This window comes from Flavobacterium sp. T12S277, assembly GCF_048514875.1.
In the GTDB taxonomy this organism is placed as follows: Bacteria; Bacteroidota; Bacteroidia; order Flavobacteriales; family Flavobacteriaceae; genus Flavobacterium.
In genome coordinates this window covers 367,985-393,940 of sequence record NZ_JBLYEG010000001.1, presented here as the reverse complement: position 1 = coordinate 393,940, position 25,956 = coordinate 367,985, and the positions used below count along the sequence as shown (strand labels likewise).

The following is a 25,956-nucleotide window of genomic DNA, read 5'->3' as shown; positions in this document are numbered from 1 at the left end:
AGCAATACTTTATAAAATTCCCATTCTTATTTAATCGAAGAACTCTTTTTCTTCGTATTGTATCGGCATGATAGAGATCCCTTTTTGCAGCAATAAGTTATTTGGAAAAATGATTTTTTCACCGTCTTTTGTTTTCAGATTAACATGAAAGGCGCTTATATCCTCAATTTCGGCTTCGATCGGAAAGTCTTTATCATGAATTTTGATGGTATCTCCAATTCGGAAAGGAAAGGAGAAAAACAAAATCATTCCTGAAGTTATATTGCTCAGAATGGACCATTGAGTAAACATAGCCACTCCGATAACAGTGGCAATAGAAGAAACGGTTATGAAAATATCTTTAGTTTCAACACCCCAAATTACAATTAGGCTAATCAAAACCAGTATGTTCATGAGTAAATGAATGTACTTGATGACCAAATTGGTTCGGTGTTCTAATAACTGACTTGTACTGGCATAACGGCGAATTAGTTTCGCAACGATGATGCGCAAGACTACAAGAATAAAAAGTAGAATTACGGTGGTTAAGATTTCCTCGCTATATTCTTTAAAAGAAAACATAAATAAAATTTTACACTAAAGTACTCAAATATTCATAAACTTTTGCGGTCGGCAATCCCATAACATTGGTATAAGAGCCTTCTACTTTTGCAACTGCCATAAAACCAAACCATTCCTGAATACCGTAAGCTCCGGCTTTGTCGTAAGGTTTGTAATTTTGGATGTAATACAAAATAGCCTCGTCGGATAAATCATTGAAAGTAACCTTTGTAATATCGTTCAATAGCGTTGAAGAATGGTTTGTTTTAAAGCAAACCGATGTTATGACTTCATGGGTCGTATTGGATAGCGATCGGATCATTTTAAAGGCTTCTTCGGCATCTTTTGGTTTTCCCAATGCTTTGTTCTGATGCCATACAATAGTATCGCTGGTTACTAAAATTTCATTTTCGTTAAGTTCGCCCTCAAATGCATTGGCCTTTAGATTTGCCAGATAATCGGTTATTTCGACTGCTTTTAATTCGGGTGGGTAGATCTCCTCAATGTCTTTTAACCTAATTTCGAAGTCAAGATCGAGGTCTTTAAAAAACTGTTGTCTGCGCGGTGATCCGGAGGCCAGAATTAAAGTATATTTTTTTAGTTTTTCTTTAAGCATTGTATTTGATATTTAGGGTGATAACGAGAATCGATAAAATTCCGAAGAATAAAATGAGTTTTAAAATGCGGCTTAAATGGTGAAATTCTTTTTGATGTTTTGCACCAAATATTTTTACAATAAAGTAGAGCAGAGGCGCTAAAACAAAGGCAAAAGCATAAAAAGTAGCAATAAAGAGCTTATTTTCGACAAAATAGGTGTTGATGTAAAGCAGACAGGCGATAAAAGGAACGATGGCAAAACCTAACGCTATTTTTGACGCTCTGCTAATTCCGATTGCAATAGGAAGGGTATTCATTCCCTGATTGTAATCACCATTCACATCTTCAATGTCTTTGACTATTTCTCGAATAAAATTGATCATAAAGGCAAATAAAGCATAATCGGTTAAAATCGAAAACATACTCGCCATTTGTGCCTGATTTTCAGAAGTTGTGGCAGGAAAGATGTCGAAAACCCCAATAATCAATACACTTGCAGAAAGCAGTAACGCGACAACAAAATTCCCCAGTATCATAATTTGCTTTAAAGTAGTCGCATAAAAATAAAGAAGCGAAGCAATCAAAATAAAGAATGAAGCAAACATGGGTCTAAGAATGATATTAGACAAAAGGAATCCAATAGCAACACCGGTAATGTTTAATCCGATATAAATGTTGTAGGCGGTGGTTTCAGAAATTCCTTTACCAATTACAACATCATTGGGCTTGTTGATGCTGTCGGTCGCAACATCATAAATATTATTGATGACATAACCCGCTGCAGCCAGTAAAACGGTACTTAAAACCAATAGCCCATATTGCCAGTCGGCCAAAGCCAAAGGGATATTTTGTTGTTTTAAGAAAGCATAGCGAAATAACAGCTGCATAAAAGCAAGCATCAGTAGGTTTTTATATCGAATGAGTTTGAGGAATTTCATTTTTTCTGAGGTACTAAGGTTCTGAGGGGCTAGGTTTTTTTTGTGAGATGTAGATTGTAAAATGTTATATGTGAAATGTAATTCGCAATCTAAAATCTGCAATCATTAATCGTGTTTCCCGCTAAAATGTTCCATCCATTTTCCCTGAACTTTCATTACTTGTTCGATTACATCACGAGCGGCACCTTTTCCGCCATTTACATGTGAGATGTAACGGCAAATGTTTTTGATCTCCGGGCTTGCATCTTGCGGACAGGTTGGCAAACCTACTAATTTCATTACGTGAAAATCCGGTATATCGTCACCCATATATAAAACCTGTTCTGGTTTGATGTTGTAAGTATCGGTGTATTCTTTAAAAGTTTCTACTTTATCAGGAGTTCCTAAATGAATGTCTGTAATTCCTAAATTACACAAACGAACACGGACTCCTTCATTGCTTCCGCCTGAAATAATGCAAACATTATAGCCGCTTTCAACTGCCGCTCTCATTGCATAACCATCACGAATATTCATCGTACGCAGGATCTCTCCTTCATTGGTTACAAAAACCGAACTGTCTGTAAGTACGCCATCAACATCAAAAACAAACGTTGTGATGTCATTCATTATTTCTTTATAATTTTTTGCCATTATTCTGTATAGATTGTGTTAGTATTTTATAAATATTCTTTTGATTTTCATGGGTTAAATACTCCAAATGCGCTTCAATTGTGGTAGAATCTTTGCGCTTTGCAGGTCCCGTTTGCGCATCCGCCGGGGCTAAAGTATTTATTTTTTGAGCAGTTTCCTGAATTAAAGGTTTTAAAACTTCAAAGGGTACCTGATGTTCTTTGCAAATCTCCTGTCCGATTTGATACAAATGATTGGTGAAATTATTGACAAAAACGGCTGCAACATGCAATGCCTTTCTTTGGTCGGAATTTATGGGATAAACGGCTTGCGAAATGCTTTTGGCAACACTTTCTAGAACGCGATAATCAAATGTGTTTTCGGCCTCCAGACACATTGGAATGATGGAGAAATCAACTTCCTTATTTTTTGAAAATGTCTGAAGCGGATAAAAAACACCTTTTCTGTTCTTAGCGTCCAAAACATCAAGTGAAGCTGCACCTGAGGTGTGAACGACAACCCGGTTTTGAAAAGGCAGTTGTTTTGAAACCTCTGAAATCGCATTATCTGAAACAGCTATAATATAGAGATCAGCTTCAAGGAGGGAGTCAAAATCATTTACAATTTTTTCAAAACTAACTAAAGAAGCAAGAGCTTCTTTTTTTCTGGAAAACACCTGCACAATTTCTACCGCTTCGCTTTTAGAGAAAGCTTTTATCAAATGTTGGGCAACATTTCCGGAACCAATTATTGAAATTCGAATCATAGTGCAAAATTAGCATTATTTTTTTTAAAGAGTAATCCTTTTAAGCAAAGAGGTTTAAAAAATCGAAATTCTATTGTTTCTTAAAAAAATGCATTATGTAAGATAATTACTAGTAATTTATTAATGAAGAATGTCGTTTTTTTAACTATTTTTGAAAAAAAATTACATCATAAATAAAGAACACATGAAAAAGACATTGACGACACTTGCAATATTATTTGTAGCAGGAGTTTCCTTTTCGCAGCAAATAGGTAATGGTTTAGCACCTGGTATCAGTGATTATACAATTCCGCTAACTTCCGGAGTTTATAGTGGTTTAAATGCAACTGGAGGAATTCCTGATCTAACACACAATTGGAGTCACTTGTTTGCGATTAGACATGCCAATTCAAACAATAATAATCAATTACAAATAAGTTCTTCCTATGTAGAAAATGACAGATTATTTTTTAGGAAAATTGCTGGTACGGATGTGTCCCCAAGAAACCCTGCATGGTTCGAACTCGCAACAAGAGGAGCTAATACTTTTGCAGGAAATCAGTTTATTAATGGTTTGGTTAAAATTCAGACTGCAAACGGTGATTATAATGAAAATTTAAGATTATTGCCTTCTACAACAGGTGATTATTCTAGTATCGCATTAGGGGCTGTTTCTGGAGATTCTGGGACAGGAATAGGGCAATGGACTATTGTAAGATATCCCGCAATTAGCAATTATATGTTTAGTTTAAGATACAATACCACAGATTATTTTAATATATTAAATAATGGAAATGTTGGTATTGGTGAAGTAAATCCTAAAAATAAACTAGATGTAAACGGCACTATTCACTCCAAAGAAGTAAAAGTAGATATGTTAGGCTGGTCCGATTTTGTATTCAAAAAAGAATATGCTTTGCCTACATTGGCGGAAGTGGAGAAGCATATTAAAGAAAAGGGACATTTGGAAAATATTCCTAATGAAGAGGAAGTGCTTAAAAACGGAATCAATTTAGGAGAAATGAATGCCAAACTTTTACAGAAAATTGAGGAGTTGACACTTTATATGATTGAAATGAAAAAGGAGAATGACCAAATGAAGACGGATAATTTAGAGATGAAGAAGAGATTGATCAATCTTGAAAATAAATAAAATAATATAATATAATGAAAAAAATAATTACTTCTTTCGGTCTGCTACTTGTTACGACAATTGCTTTTGGGCAGCAAATAGGGGATGGTTTAGCGCCTGGCATCAATGATTATACAATTCCGAGAACTTCTGGAGTTTATAGTGGATTAGATGCGATTGGAGGAATCCCCGATCTTACGCACAGTTGGAGTCACTTGTTTCTAATTAGGCATGCCAATTCAAACAACAATCATCAGTTACAGCTGGCTTCTTCATTTACACAAAATGACAGATTGTTTTTTAGAAAGATTGCAGCTGATTTAAATCCTTCAAATCCTTCCTGGATAGAACTTGCAACAAGAGGAGCTAATACTTTTGCCGGAAATCAGCTTTTTAACGGTTCGGTTAAGATTCAGACTGCAAACGGTGATTATAATGAAAATTTAAGATTATTACCTTCTACAACAGGTGATTTTTCTAGTATTGCATTAGGAGCTGTTCCTGGAGATTCTGGGACAGGAATAGGACAATGGACTATGATAAGATATCCAGCAAGTAGTAATTATATGTTTAGTTTAAGATACAATACCACAGATTATTTGAATATACTAAACAATGGAAATGTTGGTATTGGTACTACAGCCCCAAACACGAAGCTGACAGTTGTAGGTAATTCAGCGACACAGCTTGTCTCTTCTCTAATTGGCGGGGTAGTTTCTCAGAATTTTAAGTATACAGCACTATCTATTGGAGAATCCGTAAGTGCAGGTAGTTCTTCAAACATAGGTTATATGTCTCATCAAACAGATAAATCTTTGAGCGGTTTATACTTGACAAATTATGGAGATAGTGAACATAATGCTAGTTTGTTTGTAAAAGTCGGTGGAAATGTAGGCATTGGAGTAACAAACCCGCAAAACAAATTAGATGTTAAAGGTACTATTCGTTCTCAGGAAGTAAAAGTTACTCTTGACGGCTGGTCTGATTTTGTATTTAAAAAAGAGTATGATTTGCCTACGTTAGCCGAAGTTGAGAAGCATATCAAAGAAAAGGGGCATTTGGAAAACATTCCTAATGAGGAAGAGGTCCTTAAAAACGGAATCAATTTAGGAGAAATGAATGCCAAACTTTTACAGAAAATAGAGGAGTTGACGCTTTATATGATTGACATGAAAAAAGAAAATGATCAAATGAAGAAGAGATTAGTAAAACTTGAAAATAAATAAAAGATGAAAAAAATAATAGTATTCCTTCTTTTGATTTGTGCCTCAATCCATCAATTAGAAGCGCAAACTGCAACTGATTTATCAATAAATGATACAAGAGCCATAAATGATTTACCCAATTTTTCAATGCGTAATGTAAGAGCTGATTTTAAAGAAAGGAGTGTAATAGGAGTTCCTGGTGATGGAATTTATTCTACAAACCTAACGTTGTCACCTTGGGCTAATAATGAAAATAGTGGCGGAAAAAATCATCAATTAAATTTTAATAATGGAGGTGCTTTTTATAGAAATGCACTGCCCACAGACGCCCAATGGGGAGCATGGCAACAGTTTGTATTAGCAAATGAAAATGGTAAGGTAGGTATTGGAACGACAAACCCAAATTCCAGACTAGATTTAGGATCTGGATATGGAACTAGTGGAGCTAAATTACTCATTTATAATGACGATACAGCATCTGAATTATCCGGTACTAAAATGGGGTTTTATATAGATAACTTTACAAGTAATAATTTGAATTTAGTTTTTCCAGAAGCAATTAGTTATCCTGGTTTATTTACTATTTCTGCAAAAAACACCTCCAATACTACATTAAAACCCTATTTTGCAATTGCTGGATTAACGGGTAATGTGGGTATTGGAACAACAAATCCACAAAACAAATTAGATGTTAAAGGTACTATTCGTTCTCAGGAAGTAAAAGTTACTCTTGACGGCTGGTCTGATTTTGTATTTAAAAAAGAGTATGATTTGCCTACGTTAGCCGAAGTTGAGAAGCATATCAAAGAAAAGGGGCATTTGGAAAACATTCCTAATGAGGAAGAAGTCCTTAAAAACGGAATCAATTTAGGCGAAATGAATGCCAAGCTTTTGCAGAAAATTGAGGAGTTAACCTTATATTCCATTCAGCAATCAAAAGAAATAGAATTGCTAAAAGAAGAGAATAAATCATTTAAAACACTTTCAGAAAGGCTTTCTAAAATTGAACAAAAAGTAAAATAAAATTGAGCCACAGCTTGTATGGATTTTAAAGATTCAGTTGGTTTGTTTCAAAAGCTTTATTTGAAATGAAGTTTGCTTAAAGAACAAACCCTTCTTAGTCCTATAAACTGTGGCATAAAAAGCAAATTTCTGATATCGGATTATAGCTTTGTAAAGTTTAGTGTACGCTTTTGCGAAATCAATTTAGTTTGATGGGCATTTTTAGTTTTTATTAACAAATCACAAATATTGAGAGTCAACATTTTTAAGTACTTTTGTGGCACTTTTATACAATGTAATTCCTTAAAAATGGATAAAAAAATATTCTCTTTTTTGTTTTCTACACGATTAATGGCTGTTCTTTTTTTAACATTCGCAATTGCAATGGGTGTTGGAACTTTTATCGAAAGTAAGTACAACACAGATACAGCCCGAATTTTAATTTACAATACCTGGTGGTTTGAGGCGATAATGGTCTTTTTCCTGATCAATTTCTTCGGAAATATCAAACGTTACCAACTACTAAAAAAAGAAAAATGGGCAACGCTGTTATTGCACCTTGCTTTTATCTTTATTCTTTTGGGAGCTTTTATTACCCGCTATATCAGTTACGAAGGTATGATGCCTATTCGTGAAGGTGCTGCCGAAAATCAAATTTATTCCGATAAAACATTCTTAACTGTTTTTGCAGATGGAGAATACAAAGGCGAAATGAAACGCAGAGTTTTTGAAAAAAACTTATTGTTTTCGCCGGTTACCAACAATGATTTTACGCTTTCCGGAAAATTCGACGAAACTCCTTTTGAAGTGACGTATGTGAATTATATCATGGGAGCTACCGAAACCATAAAACCGGATCCAAAAGGAACTTTATACCTTAAAATGGTAGAAGCAGGATCTGGTGGACGTGAAGAACACTTCTTGAAAGAGGGTGAAGTACAAAACATTCATAACGTATTATTTGCTCTGAATAAACCAACAGCCGGAGCGATTAACATCAATACTACAGGTGAAAAATATACCATTCAAACGCCTTTTGAAGGAGAGTTTATGCGAATGGCCGATAAATTAAAAGGTGCTGTAACCAAAGATAACGTACAACCATTGATGATGCGTTCTTTGTACAGTATTGGTGATATTAGAATTGTATTTCCGGACCCTGCTGTCAAGGGAGTAGTAGATTATCAATCGAATAACGACTTTAGAGCAAAATCACACCATGATGCTTTGATTGTAAAAGTTAAAGCGGAAGGACAGGAAAAAGAAGTAAGACTTTTGGGTTCTAAAGGTAGTGTAGGGGAACCTCAGACCGTTAAAATCGGAAAAATTGAATACAGTTTATTCTACGGAAGTAAAGCATATATCTTGCCTTTTAAAATAAAACTAAACGATTTTATTGCTACAAAATATCCGGGAACAGAGAAAAGTTACTCTTCTTTTGAAAGTAAAGTAACCGTTCAGGATTCTACAGAAACATTTAATGCTGATATTTATATGAATCACGTTTTAGATCATAAAGGATACCGATTCTTCCAATCATCTTTTGATCCGGACGAGAAAGGAACTGTATTGTCTGTAAATCACGATTCATGGGGAACTAACATTACTTATTTCGGTTATTTTATGTTGTACATTGGTTTAATGGCTATTATGTTTACCAAACATTCGCGTTTTGGCGATTTGAAACGCAAATTAGAAGGCGTGAAAAAGAAAAAAGAAAAATTGATCACGATTTTGGTTTTAATGATTGGTTTAAGTGGTTTTGCTCAGGCACCGCATGTTCATACACCGGGTCATGAACACAATCACAACACAGATCCTAACGATCATGCCAATCATGCGACAGCTCCGCCAAGTCAGAAACAATTAGACTCTTTATTGACAATTTACAAAGCTCCGGAAGCTCATGCCGCTAAATTTGGTCGTTTGATCATTCAGGATGCTGGAGGTAGAATGAAGCCTATTAATACTTTCTCATCTGAATTACTTAGAAAAGTAAGTCAGAGCGATACGTATAACGGAATGAATTCTGATCAGGTATTTTTGTCTATGACACAATATGCTCAGGTTTGGATACAGGTTCCACTTGTTTATTTGAGAGCTGGAAATGACAGTATTCGTAAAATTATCGGGGTAGAGAAAACTGCTAAACACGCTCCGTTTGTAAAGTTTTTTGATGAGAATGGAAATTATAAACTTTCACCATTTTTAGACGCAGCATACAAAGTAGGAAATCCAAATCAGTTTGAGAAGGATTTTATGGATACGGATAAAAGAGTTAATTTGATGGAATCTGCTTTAAGCGGTAGTATTCTGAAAATATTCCCTATTCCGAATGACCCAAATCACAAATGGGTTTCGTATCTGGAAAGACAGCAGGGAGGATTTAAAGGAATGGATTCGACTTATGTTACTCAGATTCTGCCAATGTACTTTAGTGCCTTGAACAATGGTTCAATTTCTAAAAACTTTACTACAGCCGATCAGTTGGTCGAAAGTATTAACGGTTTTCAAAAGAAATTTGGAAGTAAAGTACGACCAAGTGAGGAAAAAATTGATGCTGAAATAGCCTACAACAAATATGATATTTTCAAAAAATTACCGTTTTGGTACCTCACCGTTTCGGCTTTCATGTTGATTTTTACCATTGTAAATATCTTTTTTGAGAAGAAATGGCTTCGCATAACGATCAACGGTTTTCATGTATTGGTAGGATTACTATTTGCTCTGCATACTTTAGGGCTTGTAGCGCGCTGGTACATCTCAGGTCATGCTCCATGGAGTAATGCTTATGAGTCTATTATCTATGTGGCCTGGGCAACGATGTTCTTTGGATTGGCTTTTGACAGAAAATCGAAACTTACCGTAGCTTCATCCGCTTTTGTGACAGCAATGATCGTAATGGCTGCTTATATGAACTGGATTGATCCGGAAATTGCAAACTTACAGCCGGTACTGAATTCTTATTGGTTAATGATTCACGTAGCGGTAATTGTAGGTAGTTATGGTCCGTTTGCGTTAAGTATGATTTTAGGTTTTGTAGCTTTGGTGTTGATTTTCTTTACCAATGAAAAAAACAAAACCAAAATGGATTTGAACATCAAAGAGATTACTTATATCAATGAAATGTCGCTTACAATTGGTTTAATCATGCTTACGATTGGTAACTTCCTGGGTGGTCAATGGGCCAACGAAAGTTGGGGACGTTATTGGGGATGGGATCCAAAAGAAACCTGGGCTTTAATCTCGATTATGGTATATGCTTTTGTTATTCATGCTCGTTTTGTACCGGCTCTTAGAGGAAAATGGTTCTTTAACTTAATGAGTATGTATGCTTTTATCTCCATTTTGTTTACCTATTACGGGGTAAATTTCCACTTAGTAGGTCTGCATTCGTATGCTACCGGAGAAGCACATTCTTTAAGCTGGATTTGGTATTCATTAGGAGTGATCTCAATTATTGGAGCAATCACATATCCTAAGCACCGCAAGCATTATAAAAGCAAGAAAAAATAAGAAATAATAATTTACATAAAAAAAAGATTCAGTTTTTGCTGAATCTTTTTTTTTTTTGCCTAAACGGAAGTATTTAGTTTTCTTTTTTTAGTCCATTGGGATACATGATTGCCAGCAGTACAACAATAAGTAGAAAATTATACTCCATACCGTTTCTTCCGCCACCCACTACAAACCAGCCTTCCTGAAAATGAACCAGAATTATTCCCATAATTAAGATCAGTATAGTGACAAATCCCGCCAGCTTAATGTATTTATTAAAAAGCAGAAGAAGCGCAGCCACAACATGCGACAATTTAATAGACCAAGCTAGAAAAACGCCAAAAGGCGCGAAGCCAATCTGATTAAGGTATAAATTTCCAAAATCGTTAATTCCGTTATTAAACATTCCAAAAACAGAATGGGTAAGGAGGATAAGAGCTACTGCAATTCTTAGAAGTAAAGTTCCGTTCATAATTTAACTGGTTTATTGGTAAGGTTTATATATTGAAAGTAATAAAAAAAACGCATATTGAATTGAATATGCGTTTTTTAAGTTTTGTAATAGGCTGTTTTAAACTTTTCCTAAAGTATACAATTGTTCCATAGTAGGGGTTAAGCTTCCTCCTGCAGGTTCTAAAGTAATTCCAAAAGCCTCTGCTGAGTCGGTTTGATTTACAGCAAATATTTTTTGATTGTTTCCTTCAAAGTTATCCAGTAAACCAATACTGGTAGGGGTTAGTACCGGACTTAGTTTTAAAGCCCAAACCTGATACACCATACCTTTTGGCGGTTTTGGTAAACCGGCAGCATCGATATAGGTAGTTTTGGTTTCTTTGTTCCAGTACACTTTTGCAAATGAACCTGGAGAAACCGCTTGTCCGCCAAGGGTTACACCTGTGTTTTTGATGTCTCTTACAATAGTTAGACTTTTTTCGGTTTGCTTGTTTTGCTGATCTAAGAAAGCATAATCTTTTTCAATTTTGTTTTTCTCCGTACCAACAGTTGCAATAGCCTCTTTTGATTTTGTCAATTCTAAAGTTTGATATCCAAAACCTAAGAGCAGCAATACTGCCGCGGCCCAGCCTACATATTGAGACCAGCTTGAAGCAGGTTTCATTTCGATTACTTTGCCGTGTTTCAGCTCTAAACGGGCTTTTATCTTCTCAAAGTTGGCTACCGAGTGAAAAGGAGAGAAACTTGATGATAAAGCTACAATAGCTTTTTCGATCGAAACAATTTCCTCTTCAACTTCCGGGTTTTTCTTAGCCAGCTCGGCTATTTCCAGATTTTCAGTTTCGGTCAATAAACCGTAAACATATAGTTCCAGAATTCCTGATTCTATGTACTCTTTTGCTTCCATTATATTTTTAGATAATTTCTTAAATCATTAATACAGTTTCTGTTTTGCGTTTTGATCGTTCCCAAAGGCAGTGCCAATTCTTCTGAAGCTTCTTGTTGGGTATATCCTTTAAAAAATAATAAATCTATAATCTCAATACATTTTGGTTTTAATTTTTTTACAAATTCTTGTATTCCAATAGTATCAATTCTATTAACGAGTTTATTACTGTCGTCTAACAGATTTACGAAATTATCTGAAGAAAGGTTTTTTTGACTGTTATTAAAATTTTTGGATCTTAACTTATCGATGGAAGTATTGCGGGCAATATTAAGGATCCAGGTGTAAAACCTTCCTTTACTTTCATTATAGGAGTCGATGTTTTTCCAGATTTTAACAAAAACTTCCTGCAAAACATCTTCGGCTTCTTCCCGGTTTTTGATCAGAACATTGATCACCGAAAATAAACTTTTCGAGTACATATCGTACAAATGGGTAAAAGCTCTTTCGTCTTTTTTGTAAATTAAAACTAATAATTCTTCCTGACTCATAAGCTGGGGTTTTTAAGTTGAAACAAAATTTTGGAAATATATTGTGTAACCTGAGATAAAGATAATTTATTTTTTTCTGAAATTTTACTTTTTTTTAACAGTCCAAAACCTAGTAAAATAAGGGATTTGAAAAAAATATCATTTTTTTTTGATTTTTTTAAAACCAAAAACAATCCAATTACGTAAATGCTATTATAACATCAGAATAATAATGACGAAAATAGCAAGAGGCTGAAAATGAAGATGATTTCGATTGTTTAAGAGTATTTCTGAGGACAGAAAGCCTGATAAAAATTAACATTTAGAAAGAATTAATTGTAAAGTAAATCTCAATAAATAAAATTGGATTGTCATGAACGGCTTAAACAAATTGAAAATACTGATTGTAGGTCTGACCGCAGTGTTAGCATTTCAGGGATTTAATAAGAGTGATTTTCGCAGACAGCTTACGCAATGTGATCATAAAGATTCAGAGATTGTAACAAACGATAATACATTATTTAGGAATTAGTAGATAAGTTGATGTCATCGGACTTCCACAGTAAAATTGAATTTAGAATTCCGGAAGCCCACTTCTTGCCCAGAATAAACATAAACGCCATAAAAAAATATACTCCAAAGGGACTGGAATTTTGAAAAGTATCCGCACTATAACCGGGACATCAACTGTATTTAATATAAAAATATAAAAGATAAGAACGATTAATTCATGGTTTGATTTGTTTGTATGGGGGGAAGCCTAACGTCTGATTAACGTTAGGCTTCATTTTTTTATTTAACTTATGTTTAGTAAAAATATAGCGGTCAAAGTCATTTGGAGAAGGAGAATTTAACTAATTTTATAAAAAATTAAACAATGAAAAAAGTCGTATTTATAGTCTGTAGTGTGGTTCTTTTGTTCGGCACAAATACACAGGCGCAAACCAGTAAAGAAAAATTATCTAAAACAGATAAAACCATGGCAAAAGAAACCATTTATCAATTTAAGGTGGAAGATTTATCAGGAGACACTTTTGATTTTGCTTCGCTAAAAGGAAAAAAAGTGATGATTGTAAACACAGCATCAAAGTGCGGTTTAACACCTCAGTACAAAGATCTTGAGGCAATCTACAAAGAGTACAAAGACAAAGGATTTGTGATTGTAGGATTCCCGGCTAATAATTTTGCATCACAGGAACCGGGTACAAACAAAGAAATTGAGACCTTTTGCCAACAAAACTACGGGGTAACATTCCCAATGATGGATAAAGTTTCTGTAAAAGGAAATGATATGTGCGAAATCTACAAATTTTTGACACAAAAATCTAAAAACGGCTTACAGGATTCTGAAGTAGAATGGAACTTTCAAAAATACCTGATTAACGAAAAAGGCGAATTGGTTAAAGTAATTAAACCAAGAACATTACCTACAGATCCGGAAGTAATTAACTGGATCAAGAGTTAATAGCACGATCTGAACCAATAAAAAAATCCACAAATCGAATTCTAGGTTTGTGGATTTTTTTTATGATATCCGGTTTATTTGAGTATCAGTTGCATGAAAACCAAATCGAGCCAATGGTCAAACTTGTATCCAACTTCACGAAGGGTTCCGGTGGTCACAAAACCAAACTTTTCATGAAAAGCAATACTTCCCGCGTTATCAGCATCAATTGCTCCAATCATCACGTGATAGCCTTGTTCTTTGGCCAAACGAATCAATTCTGACAGTAATTGAGAACCGATACCTTTTCCAATAACATGATCAACCACATAGACTGAATGTTCTACTGTGTATTGGTATCCAATCTTCTCACGGAATTGTCCGTAGCTCCCAAATCCAACAACCTCTCCCTCTAATTCTGCCACCACTACAGGCAGGTTTTTGGCCTTTTTATCTTCAAACCATTGGGTCTGAATTTCAAGAGTTTGAATCTCATAACTGTAGTTTGCGGTGGTATGCAGGATAGAATGGTTTACAATATCCAGAATCTGCTCTAAATCGTTTGTCGTTGCTGGTCTAAGGTTAAGGCTCATGGCTGTTTTTTAGATTATTTGGTATTGAGTTCTGTCAGTAAGGTATCAACTTCTTTGGAATTCCAGTTCATTTCTTTTGCAATTTCTTTGGCATCCCTGGCATATTGCAAGGCAGATTTTTTATCTTTTATTTTGTTATAAAGCCTTGCCAGTAGTAGATTTCCGTCAAATGAATCATTTAATTCTATAGCATGTTTTACCCAGGAAATCGACTTTTTCAAACTCTCTGTATCCGAAATATGTTTTAAATAAGTTTGTCCGATATCTTTTAGGGCACTGGCGTCGTTCCAGACTAATTTTTGTGCATTGTCGAGGGTGACTTTTTTGTAAAATTGCCATTTTTCGGTTCGTTCGGCAAGGGTTAAATCAAACTTAAAAACCATCGAATCGATCTTCTGCAGGCGTACCGATTTTGTAACTTCTCTTTGTTTGTAATAGTTTGTGGTGTCTAAATTATCAACATAGGGGCGAAGTGACTCGGATACTATACTTTCAATTTTGCGGTCGATACGACTTTGCGAAGCCACAGCGGCAAATTCTTTTTCATGGCTTAAAACGTACTGAAATTCTCTTGATTTTATATCGGTAACCCCGTTGGCAATCACACGCCAGTTGGTTTCACTAACCAATTGTGCATCCGATTGTGTATTGAGATAAATATGTGTTGGGATCGATAAATCGGTGCGGTCTTTTCCTTTTTTCAGTGTATTCAGATAGTTGAAAAATTTTACCGAATTACTAGGGTCCGCAAGAAACTCTTTTTCTAAGTAAGGCAATTGCAGTTTAGGGTTTAAGGAAGCATTTACCTCCGCCATGAAAGCCTCTTTTTTTAATTCTCCTTTCAAGGCATATAAAAGCGTTTCATTGGAAGGATCTATAAACAAAAAAGTGGGAAGCGATTTGGTATTGAATTTATTCTTAAGTGCAGTGCCTTCTTCTTTTTCAATGTTTTTCCAGACACAAACATAATTTTTGTTTAAAAAAGCCAGCACAACAGGATCACTAAAAACTTCTTTTTTCATCAGATTACAATGCGGACACCAATCGGCGTAAAGCATTACAAAAAGTGGTTTTCCTTGTGTTTTGGCATTCTCAAGAGCAGTACTGTAAGGGGTATCATCAGAAACAAACTGATTTTGTGCTTGTATAAACGGTATTGAAACAAAAAGAAAGAAGAGATATAGAAAACGCATAGCGGCTTTGTTTGATTGGAAAAAATCGTTTTTACAAATATATCCCCTTTTTCCAGAAACTCGTTTCAATATCTTCATATTTATAAGTTAAATCCAATGCGAAGTTCGTAACTTTGTGGGGTCAAAAAGAGCCTTAAAAACAGCAAGACTCTTTTCAAAAAGTAATACACCATAAGAATGATTTACCCCAAAATAGCGCTTGCACAAAGCATTATCGAAATTTGTTCAGGCAAAGGAATCACGAATATTATAATTTCTCCGGGATCAAGAAATGCGCCTTTGACCATAGGATTTGCCCAAAACCCTAATTTTAACTGTTACAGTATTGCTGACGAGCGTTGTGCAGCTTTTTTTGCATTGGGAATTGCGCAGCAAACCAAAATACCTACCGCAATTGTTTGTACTTCAGGATCAGCATTGTTAAACTACTATCCGGCAGTTGCTGAGGCATTTTATAGTCAGATTCCGTTAATTGTGATTTCGGCAGATCGTCCGCAAAGTAAGATTGATATTGGTGACGGACAAACGATTCGCCAGGAGAATGTATTTCAAAACCATTCTGTGTATAACGCCAATTTAACCGAGGAAGCTTCTGCAGAAAATGATTTAAAGATCAATAAAGCCATAGAAACCGCTATACTTCAAAAAGGACCTGTTCATATTAATGCTCCTTTTGAAGAGCCTTTATACGAAACGGTTTCAGAACTTTCTGTAGCACCAGTAATTACCAATTCAGAGGAAATTCTGGGAACAGCAATCATAGAAAACGAAGCAGAAGCTGTTGCTGTTTGGAATACTTCAAAAAGAAAATTAATTCTTATTGGAGGTATAAACGAAGTCAATTCTGTTGATAAAGAAATTCTGGAAAACTTCGCCAAAGACCCCTCAATTGTAGTACTTACAGAGACCACATCAAATTTGCATCATCCAAGTTTTATTAATAGTATCGATACTTTAATTACGCCATTTGACGATGCTGATTTTAAAGAGCTTGAACCGGAAGTTTTAATCACTTTTGGAGGTATGATTGTTTCAAAGCGCATTAAGGCTTTTTTACGAAAGTACAAACCCGAACACCACTGGCACATCGATACTTTGCGTGCTTATGATACCTTTAATGCTTTAAGCAAACATTTTGTAATGGAACCGGATACTTTTTTTAAAGAACTGCTTCCAAAAACAACATTTGCGACAAGCGATTATTTTTCTAAAATTGATAAAATTTACGATTTAAGAAAAATCAAAAAAGAAGAGTATCTGCGTAAAATTGCATTCTCAGATTTTAAAGTATTTGAAAAAGTAATCGGATCACTTCCTAAAAACAGTCAGCTTCAAATTAGCAATAGTTCAGCCATTCGATACGCACAGTTAATTGAGATCGATCCTTCAATCGAAGTTTATTGTAATCGCGGAACAAGTGGTATTGACGGCAGTACATCAACGGCAGTGGGCGCAGCGGTAGGAAACGATAAACAAACCGTTTTTATTACAGGCGATATCAGCTTTTTGTATGATAGCAATGCTTTGTGGAATGCTTATATCCCTAAAAACTTCAAAATTATTCTAATCAATAATGGAGGAGGGGGAATTTTCAGAATCTTACCGGGTCATGAAGAAAAACCGGTTTTTAATACCTATTTCGAGACATCACATCATTTAACAGCCGAACATCTGGCTAAAATGTATAAGATGAATTATTTTGTGGCTACTGATGAGGATTCTTTAGCCGAGGGAATTGAATCGTTTTACACAACTAATGATGCTCCTTGTATTTTGGAAATATTCACACCAACTGCGGAGAACGATGTTATTTTAAAACAATATTTTAAAGAGTTGGTTTAAAGCGAAAGAATAAATAAAAAGACGCAAAGAAATAATAATCTTTGCGTCTTTTTAATTTTTACAGCAAATTCGAAACTAACGAATTGGAACTGGGAATACCGGTAAACTGGCATGTCCTAAAGCATCGACGCTTTGCACGGCAAAAAAGTAATTGTCTTTAGAATAGGGGATTTCGGTTTTGGTATCTTTTACAAAAAAAGTTTTTTCCCAGTGTGGAGAAGAAGTTTCTCTCATTAAAATCTGGTAGCCAAAAGGAGCTTTTCCTTCGGGCACGCTCCACGCTAAAGTGGAAGAATTAGAAAGCTCTTTTACTTCGATCCCTACATTTAAAGGCGCTTTTGGTGACCATGCTAAATTGGCCAGCGTCGCTAAGTTGGAACAGGTATTTTTTCGCAGATATTCAAAATCCATAAACTCAGCAAGATCACCATATTGAATGCCATTTTCAGTTCTTAAATCCTGATGCTGGTGATTGAAATTTTCATTCATTTCGCAAAAACGAACAGCGGTAAAGCCATTTTGACTAAACGGGGTATGATCACCACCGCGCAGGAAACGGTCATTTCGATACACCAATTTCACTTTTAACTGGTCTACATATTGTTCGGTAACCGTTTTGATATAACGTGCCAATAAGCGCGACGGACTGTCGTTGTCACGGTTTGTTGCTTTGCGCATTTTAGCTTCCTCTTCGGTTTCTAAAAACGGAATGGTTTCGCTAAAAATTCTGATTTGAGTATTGTCTCTTAAATTAGTACCGCTGGAAAGACTGTTCCCGATCATGTCATTGTTTAACATGGCAACAATATTCCAATTGGCTGCTTTGGCTAGCTCTGCCAAATGACGGGCGCCGTACAAACCTTGCTCTTCACCGGTTACGGCAACGAAAATTATAGTAGCAGGAAATGCTCTTTTACTCATTACTTTTGCCAATTCGATAACGGCTGCAACACCGGAACCATCATCGTTGGCACCCGGAGCATCAGATTTTACATTCATAACGTCTGAAACTCTCGAATCCAGATGCCCGCTTATGATAAACACGCGATTATCGTTCGGATCGGTACCTTTTAAGGTTGCCATAACATTTCCAAGCTGGCTGTCTTTGGCAATTCGTTTTCCATCGGCTTTTACGTCAAAATAATCGATTTTAGAAGTTAGCCTTCCGTCAGATTCCAGAGCAAACCTGTCAAACTCGGCTTTTACCCATTGTTGGGCGGCACCAATGCCTCTGGTTTTGCTTTTGGTATCACTAAGTGTATGTCGGGTGCCAAAAGAAACTAATTTATGAATGGTAGCTTCCAGGTTTTCGGCTTTGATCTCGCTGATCATTTTCTTTATTTCGGGATCTTCGGCAACTTGTGAAGTAGAAATGTGGGTAAAGAACAAAAAGGTAAAAATGGAATAGAAAATGGTCTTTTTCATTGATTTGAGATTAATTATAGGTTCTCAAATTTAAAGAAAAGGAATAAACTACAGCGCGATCCGGAGGGCTTTTTTTAATTAGAAACATTTTTAGGATTACCATTTTCAAACTTCGTACATTTGCAGCTGGAAACTTAGCTGCTTAACAGCTTAGAATTTTAAGAATATGATTGAAATAGGAAAATACAACACCCTTACTATACTGCGTGATACCAAAGTTGGTTTATTTTTAGGTAACCCTGAGAAAGACCCTGAAGGAATTCATGATATTTTATTACCAAACAAATACGTTCCGAACGAATTCGAAATCGGGGAAGAATTGATTGTTTTTGTTTATTTAGACCACGAACAACGTCCGGTGGCGACCACTTTGGAGCCTTATATTTTATTAAATGAATTTGCTTTATTGAGAGTGAATTACATCAATAATGTAGGGGCTTTTATGGATTGGGGAATGGAAAAAGACATCCTTGTTCCATTTAAAGAGCAGGCCCGTCCAATGGAAAAAGGAAAACGTTACCTGGTGTATTTGTACATGGACGAAAAAACAAATCGTCTGGTAGCTTCAAGTAAAACCAATCAGTTTTTAAGCAACGAGCAGCTGACGGTTGAAAAAGGGGAGGAAGTAGAATTGATTGTTTCTCATATTACTGAGATTGGGATTAATGTGATCATCAATGAAAAGCACAAAGGATTGCTGTACAAAGACGAAGTGTATGATGATGCCATCAGAACCGGAGATAGAATGCGCGGTTATATTAAAAACATACGTCCTGACAACAAAATCGACGTAGCGCTTCAAGTACAGGGATATCAGAGTATTGAGCCGAATGCCGAAAAGATTTTAGACGAATTAAGAGCCAATCGTGGTTTTTTACGTTTAAATGACAACTCGCATCCCGAAGATATCAAAACGGTACTCAAAATGAGTAAAAAAACGTTTAAAAAGGCGATTGGATCTTTGTATAAAGAAAAACTGATCGAAATTAAGGAAGACGGGATTTATCTGGTAAAGGAATAAAAAAATCAAGATTCAAATTCCAAATTCCAAATTTTACATAGGGTGCATAGTCTTGGAATTTGGAATTTGATTTTTGGAGTTTAAAAATATATTGATATAACAGGAAAGGCTACTCATTACAAGTAGCCTTTCCCTTTTTATTCTAGTTTTAAAAAAAATTGTAATTAAAAAAAAACAGAAATAAAATAAATTCGAATCCATTCAAAAAGTAACAGCTTTAAAAATTTTAGAAATTACTTTCTGAAACGGTATGTCTTTTAAACAATCTATGCATCCATATTAAAAACAAAAACTCAATTTCACGGCTAGACCATTTGGTTTGATAAAATAACTTGTAGAAAGTTTTAGTTAGCATTTTTTCCTCTTTTCGTAATCAATTCGATACTAATTACTAAACAATTCCAGCTTTTAACCTTAGGTGTTACTATCTCCTTTTTAAAGTTTCAACAAACGAATAAATCATTTGCTCATTCTTCAGTGGTTTGTGAATAAAAACCGTAAAAAAATGAGCGACAAATTTTTTAAATTTTCTCAAAAAAATCATTTTTTAGGTTAATAAATCAGTGAAAGAAAATCAATCTTTGATCAATGAAATAAAATGTATCTCATTGATTTCTAGGGTGTAAAATTAAATATTATTTTTTAAAACTACTGTTAAAAAATATTATTTTTTGTAAGAGTATACCAATTGTTAACATTGCATATGATTTTAGTCAACACTAAAAGCAAATAGGGATAGGTAAAAATATAAAAATGCTTTATTTTTACACTATCAATTATTTAAAACTAAACAAACAGAAATGGATTGGATTACTGCCAGAGAATTTGAAGATATCACTTATAAAAAATGTAATGGAGTTGCGAGAATTGCTTTTAACAGACCAAATGTTAGAAATGCCTTCCGTCCAAAGACAACTTCAGAATTGTACCAGGCTTTTTACGATGCACAGGAAGACACTTCGATAGGAGTGGTGTTGCTTTCTGCTGAAGGTCCGTCAACCAAAGACGGTGTTTATTCTTTTTGCAGCGGGGGCGACCAAAATGCACGCGGACACCAGGGTTATGTAGGTGAAGACGGTCAGCATCGCTTAAACATTCTTGAAGTACAACGATTGATTCGTTTTATGCCTAAAGTAGTTATTGCAGTTGTACCGGGTTGGGCCGTTGGTGGCGGACACAGTTTACACGTAGTTTGCGATATGACTTTGGCAAGTAAAGAACACGCTATTTTCAAACAAACAGATGCCGATGTAACCAGTTTTGACGGTGGTTACGGATCTGCTTATTTAGCTAAAATGGTGGGACAGAAAAAAGCACGTGAAATTTTCTTTTTAGGTCGTAATTACTCTGCTCAGGAAGCTATGGATATGGGAATGGTGAATGCTGTAATTCCACATGACGAACTTGAAGCTACCGCTTATGAATGGGCACAGGAAATTCTGCAAAAATCTCCAACTTCTATCAAAATGCTAAAATTCGCCATGAACTTAACCGACGACGGTATGGTTGGTCAGCAGGTTTTTGCCGGAGAAGCCACCCGTTTAGCTTATATGACCGAAGAAGCAAAAGAAGGACGAAATGCCTTTTTGGAAAAAAGAAAACCAAACTTCGGAGAGAATAAATGGCTTCCATAGGGAGGTTGAAAAAAATAGTTTCAAGTTTCAGGTTTCACGTTCGGAACTTGAAACGTGAAACCTGAAACCCGAAACAAAATAATCTAACAAAATAAAATAGAATGAAACATTGGATCGAAGCCGCTCGTTTGCGTACATTACCTTTATCAGTTTCCGGAATCATAGTAGGAAGTATATATGCCTTATCCAACCCGACGGCCACCATTAACACACCGACAGAAGTATTCAGTTGGAAAATTTTTGGCTTTGCACTTTTAACAACGCTTGGTTTACAGGTTTTGTCCAACTTTGCAAATGATTACGGTGATGGTGTAAAAGGTACTGATAATGCTGACAGAGTTGGTCCGCAACGTGCCATTCAGAGTGGTGTTATTACGCCACAGGCTATGAAAAAAGCCATTATAATTACTTCGTTTTTGACGTTGTTGTCTGCCATGATACTGATTTATTTTGCTTTTGGCGAAAGTAATTTCGGGTATTCTATCTTTTTCTTATTGTTGGGAATAGCAGCGATAGTTTCGGCAATTCGTTATACAGTGGGCAATTCGGCTTATGGATACAGAGGATTTGGAGACGTATTCGTTTTTGTTTTCTTCGGATTGGTAAGCACTCTAGGAGTAAACTTTTTATACTCGAAAGAAGTAGATCCGCTTTTGATTTTACCGGCTATTTCAATTGGTTTATTAAGCGTTGGAGTATTGAATCTGAACAATATGCGCGATGAGGAATCAGACCGTAAATCGGGGAAAAACACCATTGTAGTTCAGATTGGTGGTGCAAAAGCTAAAATTTATCATTTCACTTTGATTATTACAGCGATGTTGTTGGTCGTTATTTTTGCTTTTTTGAGTGATTATAACTTCGATCAGTACTTATTCTTACTGGCTTTTATTCCGTTAACCAAACATTTAATTACCGTTTATAAAAACCAAAATCCAAAGCTGTTGGATCCTGAATTGAAAAAACTGGCATTGAGTACCTTTTTACTTTCGATACTACTAACGGTATGTATGATTTCATTGATCTCAGACATTATTGTGAACCTCTTTTTAGGAGGGAGATAAAACAAAGTTCAATTTTAAAAATCAATTAAAATGAAAATAACATTTTACGGACACGCGTCTTTAGGCATTGAAGTTGGTGGAAAACATATTATTGTAGATCCTTTTATTACAGGAAATCCGCAGGCAGCCGGAGTGGATGTAGCCACCCTGAAAGCCGATTATATTTTACTTACCCATGCGCATGGCGACCATATTCTGGACGTTGAAGCGATTGCAGGACGTACTAAAGCAGTGATCGTTTCAAATGCCGAAATAGCAGACTACTATGCTAAATTAGGCTTCAGTTCACATCCGATGAACCATGGTGGAAGTTGGCAGTTTGATTTTGGACGAGTAAAATATGTAAACGCTATTCATTCCAGCAGTTTTCCTGATGGAAGTAACGGTGGAAACCCGGGCGGTTTTGTCATCGAAGGCGAGCATAAGAATATTTACATTGCCGGAGATACAGCACTGACATGGGATATGAAATTAATTCCGATGAGAACCAAACTCGATTTGGCGATACTTCCAATCGGGAACAATTTTACCATGGATGTCGAGGATGCTATAATCGCTTCCGATTTTGTAGAATGCGACAAGATTCTGGGTTATCATTTTGATACTTTTGGTTACATTAAAATTGATCATGAAGATGCTATTCGTAAATTCTTCAATAAAGGAAAAGACTTGATGCTTCTTGAAATTGGAGAATCAATTGAATTATAATTACAATGACCGATATTAAATATATTTGCGACTGCTGCGGTCAGGAGCATGAAAGCTGGCCCGCAATTGCTTACAGTTCGCCTTCCGCTTACAACAAGCTTTCAGAACAGGAAAAAGAAGAAATAGCAGTTATTGATCAGGATTTTTGCGTCATTAAACATGAAGATCATATCAATCGTTTTATAAGAGTGGTTTTGGTTCAGCAGGTTAACGATCATTGTGAAGATCTGGAGTACGGTTTTTGGGTTTCTTTAAGCGAAAACAGCTTTGAAGATTATCTGGAAAATGGCGAAGATGAAAATCATGAAGCACAATATTTTGGATGGCTTTCCAATTACATTCCGCAGTATGAATTTTCAAATAGTATTCCAACAACCGTAGTCACCAAACCGGGCAATGAGAGACCTGAAATTTTTCCGCACAAAGATTTTGACCATCCTTTTGTGAATGATTATTATAATGGAATCACCAAAGCCGAGGCTGAAAAAAGAATTCGGGAAATCTTAAAAAAATAAGGCCCGAATTTTGTAAGTGATCTTTAAATAAATTTTTTAAAATGATTTTAAAAAAAATTGCCCTATTTCTTTTTAGCACCGTTTCCTGCAGCATTTTTGCTCAAAAAGACGGCTATTGGGACAAAGAACGTGCCACTACAAAAGAGATTATAGTTTCTGCCCGTGACAGAATTATTCTTAAAACAGAAGATTTGCCTGTTGGAACCACAGAAATCGTCTACAGAATCACGCTTCTCGATGAAAATCAGGAAATGGCCAACAGTTTGGTTTCCGTTTTAAAATCAATTCCCGATCCAACCGGAATTAGTCAGGGATCGGCCGGAGCTGTTTTTCTGATGTCTAAAATTTCAGGCGACGATACTTGTACCTATGCCTTGTTTACGTCGAATGAAGCAGCAAAAAAGTACATTACTGACGGGAAAACCGATAAAGCCTGTTACGATCAGAAAGACCCTCTGAGTAAAGATGCTAAACGATTGTCACTCGATAAATCGTCTTGTCTGGGACAAAATGTAAATACACTCTGGTTTGGTTTTCACAGTAAAAACTGGCTTTTAAATCAAAAAATAGTTCTGGAAGTCGTGCCATGGGTAGATACCAAGCTTAATCGCGGATGGAATCAGGACAATAAAAATGAAATTATAAGTCTTTGTAAAACCTCTACAATGGCTCAGAAAATGGCGAATTCTGATGATTTTTGCGTTTGTATTCTTGAAAAAATTATGAAACAGTACCGCTATACAGAATTTCAAAAACTGTTGCCAATGGAGAAAAATAAGGCATATAAAGACTTTGGGAACAGCTGTTATAAAGACGCTGATATTTCTAAAAACGTCTACAATGACTTAAGAACTCAGGCGGCTTCTTTGGTTAGACTTCAGAAATACAACGAAGCGATTCCAAAATTGAATACGATCATTAACGACGGTAAAGCAACCGCACTGGATTACAGTTCTATCGGATATTGCTATATTTTGACAAAACAATATGGCAAAGCCCTTAAATTCCTCAAAGAAGGAGAAAAACTGGACGATACGGAATTGCTGGTAAAACTAAATCTGGCACACGTTTACCTCATTAACGATGATTACAGTGAAGCCAAAGCCATTTACAAAAAATACCAGTCGCAGAATGTCACTGACAGCCTGAGCTGGAAAGAGAAGACAAAACAAGACTTCTTAGTTTTTCAAAAAGCGGGATTACCTTCAAAAGACTTTGAGAAAATCTTAAAACTATACAATTAAAAGTAAAAAACTGTATAAGTCTGCCGGCATACTTTGCTGTGGTATTACTTATGTAGTTGGAGTACAATATGAAAGCAACCTATCACAAATACATGCTTGAATTCAAACGACCTTCCGGAACTTCCAGAGGCGTTATGACGGAGAAAGAAACCTGGTTTATTGTTCTGGAAGAGAACGGTAAAAAAGGGATAGGAGAGTGTGGGATTCTTCGTGGACTGAGTGCTGATGACCGTGAAGATTACGAAGAAAAACTACAATGGACATGCCAGAATATTCATTTGGGAGAAGAAGCACTTTGGAATGCTTTATTAGAATTCCCATCCATACAATTTGGAGTTGAAATGGCGTTTTTGTCACTTAAAAATGAAAATCCGTTTGTTTTATTTCCTTCGCATTTTACAGCTGGTTTAAAATCGATTGTCATAAACGGTCTGGTCTGGATGGGGGAAGCTTCCTTTATGAAAGAACAAATTGAAGAGAAATTAGCAGCTGGATTTAATTGCATAAAACTTAAGATAGGCGCTATTGATTTTGAAAAAGAACTGGAATTGTTAGCTTTTATCCGCAGTCATTTTTCAGCAGAGCAAATTGAAATCAGGGTGGATGCTAACGGAGCTTTTGGTTTAGAAGAAGCTTTAGATAAGCTGAAGCAATTGAGTGCATATCAATTGCATAGCATTGAGCAGCCTATTAAAAAGGGAAATATTGCTGCAATGGCCGATTTGTGTAAAACAACGCCGTTTCCAATTGCTTTGGATGAAGAGTTGATTGGCGTTTTTTCGTTGGAAGAAAAAGAAAGTCTGTTGCAAAAAATCAGACCGCAGTATATTATTTTGAAGCCTAGTTTTATTGGAGGTTTCAGAGGTACAAAGGAATGGATTGATTTGGCAGATAAGTATCAAATTGGCTGGTGGATTACTTCGGCATTAGAAAGTAATATTGGTCTCAATGCAATTGCACAATGGACTTTCCTGCAAAACGCTGTAATGCCTCAGGGTTTAGGAACCGGAGGACTTTATACCAATAATTTTGATTGTCCGCTTGAAGTTTCACAAGGGCAGTTATGGTACAATACTACAAAATACTGGGATTTTGATTTTCTAAGTAATGCATAAAAAAAAACTGGCTTCAAGCC

24 protein-coding genes are annotated in these 25,956 nt (G+C 35.7%); 13 read left to right on the top strand and 11 right to left on the bottom strand.

Annotation, left to right across the window (positions count from 1 at the left end; all coding sequences use genetic code 11):
- Positions 1-30: 30 nt before the first annotated feature.
- The 5 genes from ACN1CN_RS01620 to ACN1CN_RS01600 all read right to left on the bottom strand — a co-directional run bounded on the left by ACN1CN_RS01620 (position 31) and on the right by ACN1CN_RS01600 (position 3,453).
- Positions 31-561 (bottom strand): mechanosensitive ion channel domain-containing protein, encoded by a 531-nt coding sequence (locus tag ACN1CN_RS01620; protein WP_419134408.1) that lies wholly within the window; start codon positions 559-561, stop codon positions 31-33.
- Positions 562-571: 10 nt separating this feature from the next.
- The gene (locus ACN1CN_RS01615; protein ID WP_291287614.1) at positions 572-1,156 is read right to left on the bottom strand and encodes a Maf-like protein; all 585 of its coding nucleotides are present in this window, start codon (positions 1,154-1,156) and stop codon (positions 572-574) included.
- The gene (locus tag ACN1CN_RS01610) at positions 1,149-2,075 is read right to left on the bottom strand and encodes a geranylgeranylglycerol-phosphate geranylgeranyltransferase (RefSeq protein ID WP_419134407.1); all 927 of its coding nucleotides are present in this window, start codon (positions 2,073-2,075) and stop codon (positions 1,149-1,151) included. Before ACN1CN_RS01610 ends, ACN1CN_RS01615 begins: the two co-directional genes overlap by 8 nt.
- Before the next feature lie 105 nt (positions 2,076-2,180).
- On the bottom strand, positions 2,181-2,708 hold the full coding sequence (locus ACN1CN_RS01605; RefSeq protein WP_419134406.1) for a KdsC family phosphatase: 528 nt from the start codon (positions 2,706-2,708) through the stop codon (positions 2,181-2,183).
- A complete protein-coding gene (locus ACN1CN_RS01600; RefSeq protein ID WP_419134405.1) occupies positions 2,692-3,453 on the bottom strand; it encodes a Rossmann-like and DUF2520 domain-containing protein in 762 nt (253 codons plus the stop codon). The genes ACN1CN_RS01605 and ACN1CN_RS01600 overlap by 17 nt, the downstream gene beginning before the upstream one ends.
- Positions 3,454-3,637: 184 nt before the next feature.
- Between ACN1CN_RS01600 and ACN1CN_RS01595 the strand changes: the two genes are divergently transcribed.
- The 4 genes from ACN1CN_RS01595 to ccsA all read left to right on the top strand — a co-directional run bounded on the left by ACN1CN_RS01595 (position 3,638) and on the right by ccsA (position 10,287).
- Positions 3,638-4,585 (top strand): hypothetical protein, encoded by a 948-nt coding sequence (locus tag ACN1CN_RS01595; RefSeq protein ID WP_419134404.1) that lies wholly within the window; start codon positions 3,638-3,640, stop codon positions 4,583-4,585.
- Between the two features lie 14 nt (positions 4,586-4,599).
- A complete protein-coding gene (locus tag ACN1CN_RS01590; RefSeq protein WP_419134403.1) occupies positions 4,600-5,790 on the top strand; it encodes a hypothetical protein in 1,191 nt (396 codons plus the stop codon).
- Positions 5,791-5,793: 3 nt separating this feature from the next.
- A complete protein-coding gene (locus tag ACN1CN_RS01585; RefSeq protein WP_419134402.1) occupies positions 5,794-6,792 on the top strand; it encodes a cell wall anchor protein in 999 nt (332 codons plus the stop codon).
- Between the two features lie 288 nt (positions 6,793-7,080).
- Positions 7,081-10,287, top strand: a complete 3,207-nt coding sequence (ccsA, locus tag ACN1CN_RS01580) for a cytochrome c biogenesis protein CcsA (protein ID WP_419134401.1) — start codon at positions 7,081-7,083, stop codon at positions 10,285-10,287.
- A gap of 73 nt (positions 10,288-10,360) precedes the next feature.
- Here ccsA and ACN1CN_RS01575 read toward each other — a convergent pair whose 3' ends face one another.
- From ACN1CN_RS01575 to ACN1CN_RS01565, 3 genes are all read right to left on the bottom strand, one after another.
- Complete coding sequence (locus ACN1CN_RS01575) at positions 10,361-10,741, bottom strand: DoxX family protein (RefSeq protein WP_264523832.1); 381 nt, start codon at positions 10,739-10,741, stop codon at positions 10,361-10,363.
- A 99-nt stretch (positions 10,742-10,840) separates the two neighbouring features.
- Entirely contained in the window at positions 10,841-11,629 is a 789-nt protein-coding gene (locus tag ACN1CN_RS01570; protein ID WP_419134400.1) for an anti-sigma factor, read from the bottom strand.
- Positions 11,629-12,159, bottom strand: a complete 531-nt coding sequence (locus ACN1CN_RS01565; RefSeq protein WP_264523834.1) for an RNA polymerase sigma factor — start codon at positions 12,157-12,159, stop codon at positions 11,629-11,631. The genes ACN1CN_RS01570 and ACN1CN_RS01565 overlap by 1 nt, the downstream gene beginning before the upstream one ends.
- Before the next feature lie 856 nt (positions 12,160-13,015).
- On the opposite strand from ACN1CN_RS01565, the gene ACN1CN_RS01560 reads away from it, so the two are divergent.
- Positions 13,016-13,603, top strand: coding sequence for a glutathione peroxidase (locus ACN1CN_RS01560; RefSeq protein ID WP_264523835.1), 588 nt, complete (start codon positions 13,016-13,018; stop codon positions 13,601-13,603).
- Positions 13,604-13,677: 74 nt separating this feature from the next.
- On the opposite strand, the gene ACN1CN_RS01555 is transcribed toward ACN1CN_RS01560, so the two are convergent.
- Entirely contained in the window at positions 13,678-14,175 is a 498-nt protein-coding gene (locus ACN1CN_RS01555) for an N-acetyltransferase family protein (RefSeq protein ID WP_419134399.1), read from the bottom strand.
- 14 nt (positions 14,176-14,189) lie between these two features.
- Entirely contained in the window at positions 14,190-15,368 is a 1,179-nt protein-coding gene (locus ACN1CN_RS01550; RefSeq protein ID WP_419134398.1) for a thioredoxin family protein, read from the bottom strand.
- A 177-nt stretch (positions 15,369-15,545) separates the two neighbouring features.
- Between ACN1CN_RS01550 and menD the strand changes: the two genes are divergently transcribed.
- Positions 15,546-17,210 (top strand): 2-succinyl-5-enolpyruvyl-6-hydroxy-3-cyclohexene-1-carboxylic-acid synthase, encoded by a 1,665-nt coding sequence (menD, locus tag ACN1CN_RS01545; protein WP_419134397.1) that lies wholly within the window; start codon positions 15,546-15,548, stop codon positions 17,208-17,210.
- Positions 17,211-17,285: 75 nt separating this feature from the next.
- Here the strand turns inward: menD and ACN1CN_RS01540 are convergent, their stop codons facing one another.
- The gene (locus ACN1CN_RS01540) at positions 17,286-18,635 is read right to left on the bottom strand and encodes a M28 family metallopeptidase (protein WP_419134396.1); all 1,350 of its coding nucleotides are present in this window, start codon (positions 18,633-18,635) and stop codon (positions 17,286-17,288) included.
- A 166-nt stretch (positions 18,636-18,801) separates the two neighbouring features.
- On the opposite strand from ACN1CN_RS01540, the gene ACN1CN_RS01535 reads away from it, so the two are divergent.
- From ACN1CN_RS01535 to ACN1CN_RS01505, 7 genes are all read left to right on the top strand, one after another.
- A complete protein-coding gene (locus ACN1CN_RS01535; protein ID WP_264523840.1) occupies positions 18,802-19,656 on the top strand; it encodes a S1 RNA-binding domain-containing protein in 855 nt (284 codons plus the stop codon).
- A gap of 800 nt (positions 19,657-20,456) precedes the next feature.
- Positions 20,457-21,290, top strand: a complete 834-nt coding sequence (locus ACN1CN_RS01530) for a 1,4-dihydroxy-2-naphthoyl-CoA synthase (RefSeq protein ID WP_017498510.1) — start codon at positions 20,457-20,459, stop codon at positions 21,288-21,290.
- Between the two features lie 101 nt (positions 21,291-21,391).
- Complete coding sequence (gene menA / locus ACN1CN_RS01525) at positions 21,392-22,354, top strand: 1,4-dihydroxy-2-naphthoate octaprenyltransferase (protein WP_264523841.1); 963 nt, start codon at positions 21,392-21,394, stop codon at positions 22,352-22,354.
- Between the two features lie 30 nt (positions 22,355-22,384).
- Positions 22,385-23,062, top strand: a complete 678-nt coding sequence (locus ACN1CN_RS01520) for a metal-dependent hydrolase (protein ID WP_419134395.1) — start codon at positions 22,385-22,387, stop codon at positions 23,060-23,062.
- Positions 23,063-23,067: 5 nt separating this feature from the next.
- On the top strand, positions 23,068-23,577 hold the full coding sequence (locus tag ACN1CN_RS01515; RefSeq protein ID WP_419134394.1) for a DUF2199 domain-containing protein: 510 nt from the start codon (positions 23,068-23,070) through the stop codon (positions 23,575-23,577).
- 41 nt (positions 23,578-23,618) lie between these two features.
- Positions 23,619-24,821: a tetratricopeptide repeat protein gene (locus ACN1CN_RS01510; RefSeq protein WP_419134393.1), complete on the top strand. Its 1,203-nt coding sequence runs from the start codon at positions 23,619-23,621 to the stop codon at positions 24,819-24,821.
- Positions 24,822-24,889: 68 nt separating this feature from the next.
- Positions 24,890-25,936, top strand: a complete 1,047-nt coding sequence (locus tag ACN1CN_RS01505) for an o-succinylbenzoate synthase (protein ID WP_419134392.1) — start codon at positions 24,890-24,892, stop codon at positions 25,934-25,936.
- The last annotated feature ends 20 nt before the right edge of the window (positions 25,937-25,956 follow it).